General features: G+C 34.8%; 4 protein-coding genes and 1 pseudogene. All 5 read left to right on the forward strand.

What is annotated here, in order from left to right; genetic code table 11:
* Positions 1–198: 198 nt before the first annotated feature.
* The 5 genes and pseudogenes from IHO13_RS04795 to map all read left to right on the forward strand — a co-directional run bounded on the left by IHO13_RS04795 (position 199) and on the right by map (position 3261).
* The gene (locus tag IHO13_RS04795) at positions 199–363 is read left to right on the forward strand and encodes a hypothetical protein (RefSeq protein WP_225538519.1); all 165 of its coding nucleotides are present in this window, start codon (positions 199–201) and stop codon (positions 361–363) included.
* A 126-nt stretch (positions 364–489) separates the two neighbouring features.
* Positions 490–741 (forward strand): ankyrin repeat domain-containing protein, encoded by a 252-nt coding sequence (locus IHO13_RS04800; RefSeq protein ID WP_255586110.1) that lies wholly within the window; start codon positions 490–492, stop codon positions 739–741.
* Positions 731–805, forward strand: a pseudogene (locus tag IHO13_RS05930) (hypothetical protein); the annotation flags it as partial. The gene IHO13_RS04800 and the pseudogene IHO13_RS05930, both read left to right, overlap by 11 nt.
* On the forward strand, positions 787–1191 hold the full coding sequence (locus IHO13_RS04810) for a hypothetical protein (protein ID WP_225538520.1): 405 nt from the start codon (positions 787–789) through the stop codon (positions 1189–1191). The pseudogene IHO13_RS05930 and the gene IHO13_RS04810, both read left to right, overlap by 19 nt.
* A 1287-nt stretch (positions 1192–2478) precedes the next feature.
* Complete coding sequence (gene map, locus IHO13_RS04815; RefSeq protein WP_225538521.1) at positions 2479–3261, forward strand: type I methionyl aminopeptidase; 783 nt, start codon at positions 2479–2481, stop codon at positions 3259–3261.
* Positions 3262–3538: the final 277 nt, after the last annotated feature.

Consider the following 3538-nt stretch of genomic DNA (forward strand, 5'->3'; position numbering starts at 1 on the left):
TTCTATCTTGATGTTTAATATGGTAGATCCTAGTATCAAGTACTGGAATGACACCGTCCTTTTTCCTGATCCCAGTAAGTTTTATTGCATGGCAACTAAAAAACCTAGCGGCTCTGATAAAATTTATTACAAAGCAGCGATTTGACTGCCTTTAACTTTATTGTGTAATTAAATGATTTTATCATAGGGTATAGTAATATGGCACCACATGAGTCTCAATTCGAAAAGTTTGACGGTATAATTGCAGAAATAAGTGATAACATTGGTTCTGGTAGTGTTGACTCTACTGGAATTTATGAGGAAATAAAAAATCAGCTAAGAAAAAATCTTAGTACTGTATATGAAGAGTGGAAAAATAGTTAGTTTAATCCAAGTTTTAGGTTCAAGTTATGCGATAGTTGTAATGACATTATAGAGAAAACTTTATTACATATCGCAATTGAATGCAGGGAGAGAGAGACTACATGTGTGCTACCAATTTAATGTTTATTGGAAAAGAGGGCCGACTTTAATATAAGAGACAGCTACAATGGAACTCCTTTGCATAGTGCTATTTACATCGAAGGAGATAAAAATGAAGAAGTAGTAAAGTTACTGTTAGACGCCGGAGCAGATCCAAATGCAGTAAATAATGATGCTATAGCTTCAAGAACTCCATTGTCTATGGCATGCCGTCATTCTATAATAAGAGTCTCACGCGGAGTCAGCAAAATTTCTACTAGAAAGTGGAGCAACCGTTAATGAAGTGGTGGATAATAGAGGAAACACTGCTTTACATCAGCTTATTTGTCAATCATTTTATTAGATAGAGAACAAGCTTTCAAAGAACAACTTGTTGATTTAATAAAAATTTTTATAAAATATGGAGCTAATATTTACACTCAGAACAGGGGCTTCTACACTCTTGAAAGTAATATTGAGAATCAGCTCTGTACCTGTAGGGTAAAGGACAAAGAATTTGTCACCTCTATAAAAAAGTTTTTAGAGGAGCAAAAGGATTCAATAAAGTACCACAGAAAGTTATTTGAGGTGGTAGAACAGAATAAAGACCTTAGATCATTTGCTAGTATTATAAAAGGAAATGGAACAGTTAGTATAAGAGGCCTTCAAGTTTGTAGCAGAGTGATACCTCAAACACTTGAAATACCAGGCATAAAGTTCGTCATTGTAAGGTACTATTGCCGAAGGTGAGGTTGAGCAATAGTTTTCTCAAGGAACAGTATGACTCATTATTGAGATTGAAGGTAATTCTCTTAGATATTATGATTTATTTGATAAGATTATTTCTTTGTTTAGAGAAAGTTCTACAATACAAGACCTATCATCTCCAAAAGCGAAAATCTTGTCATACAAAATGTCTTCCTATATCAAGAGCAACACAGAAACTATAAAACAAGAGCTTTAGAGTGAACCAAGAGTTAGCAGTGCACCGACTAAAGCAAAAAAAGAGAAAGGCAGCATAACAGAAGTGTGTGTTGCATAAAAGCTTAATAAAGATGATCAGGATACTGTAAAACATCATGGTAAGAAAAAAACAAAAGGTAATGCTGGTAAAGAAAACAGGAATGAGATAATTGATACTAGTTACACAGATAACAAACCTATGGTAACTATACGTTCTACCTTTAATTCTGGTGTTTACTCTCAGAAAGAGGCAAAAGATCCACCAATATTTTCTAGAAAATAAAAGATTGCAATTGCTATTGGTGTTATTACTGTGCTAGCAACAGCTTTAGTCTGTTATTCACTTCAACTACCTGCGCTTGCAATAGTTGTATCTATGTTGATAGCTGGAATTGGTGCATGTGTAGTATCAAATAAGCTCTACGATGTTTCTATTTGTAACGGTACTGGCCAACAGCCTGGGCTTTAAAGTGTAATGTACAACCATTTGCTTTTATAACAAATGGTGTCTCAATATCACCTTATAATAGTGTCCTCAAATAGCTCTTTCTGTCACCCGAATCTCTATGATGTCATCCAAGTAGCTGACACTGGGATCCATAATACTACTTTATCAATAAATATTTAAGAAATTTACCAAATGAGGAAAAAGGCAAAAGAAACCCAGTTAGCTAGTTATTCACTATCTATCTTTTAAATTGGCATTTTTTTATTGTCTTAAACGCTTTAACAAACGCATTTTAGTTATAATAGGTAAAAACCTTGAAAACTTATAAAGGCATGAGGTACACATAGTGCAAAAAATTAAACAATAGTACGCCAAGTACATTGAGTTTTTTTGTTGTTTATCTGTACGGACTGGATAAATAATAGCTTCAGTATTATAATATTGGAGGAACTTTCAAGTAGTTTTTTAGTTCTGTTCTCCCTGTTTTCAAATCACAATGTTCATGCGGTTATATGTTTGACACCATAGAACCTGTGGGAACTACTTTGATGACATGGCAGGCTATAAACAAAGCTGTTAATTCTGCACAAAAATGTGTATGATAATTACAATAACATATGGAAAATATGGACATAACTATACATTCACAGAAAGAATTTGAGTTTATGCGTAAAGCTGGCCGGTTAGGAGCTGAAACTCTTGATTTCATTGCACCACATGTAGAAGTAGGAGTAACAACTAATGAGTTGAACGATTTATGCCATGACTTCATAGTCAAAGCAGGCGCAATCCCAGCACCATTGAACTATAGAGGGTACCCCAAATCGATTTGCACTTCAAAAAATGCTGTCGTGTGTCACGGCATTCCTGATGATAAGCCCCTTAGGGATGGAGATATTGTAAATATCGATGTCACGGTAATTTTAAATGGCTGGCATGGCGACACAAGTCGTATGTTTTGGGCTGGTAAGCCATCAATAAAAGCAAAACGCTTGTGTGATGCTACTTATGGCGCATTGATGGAAGCGATAAAACAGGTTAAACCTGGTAATAAGTTAAATGAAATTGGGCTTGCTATAGAGAAATATATTCAAAATTTTGGCTATTCTATCGTACGTAACTATTGTGGACATGGTATAGGAAAAGTTTTTCATGCTCTGCCAAATGTAATGCATTTTTATGATAAAGATGAAGCTCTTGTCTTGAAGGAAGGCATGTTTTTTACAATAGAACCAATGATTAACGCTGGAAAGCATGAAACTCTGCTCAGCAAGCTAGATGGCTGGACAGTAACAACACGTGATCTTTCACTTTCTGCGCAGTTTGAGCATACGCTTGGGGTAACAAAAGACAGTGTTGAAGTATTCACATTATCGCCTAAGAATTGGCATTTCCCGCCTTATAGCTAGATTCTTCGAACTCTCTTGTTTGGCGTCTTATGTTTAATTTTTCGCATTATGTGCATTGCGTGCTTTTTAAACTTCTGGTTCCCAAGCTTAAAACACACTTATAAGTCGTTTAAGACATCAAAAAACGCCAATATTATAAGATAGATAGTGAATAATTAGCTAGCAGGTTTTTTTGCCTTTTTCTATTAGTAAATTTCTTAAATATTTGTTACTAAAGTAGTATCCTAGATTCCAGAGTCAAGCGCACAGCTGTACGAACATTCTTTAAAAGAGTATA

It is taken from the genome of Wolbachia endosymbiont of Mansonella perstans (genome assembly GCF_020278605.1).
GTDB lineage: Bacteria > Pseudomonadota > Alphaproteobacteria > Rickettsiales > Anaplasmataceae > Wolbachia.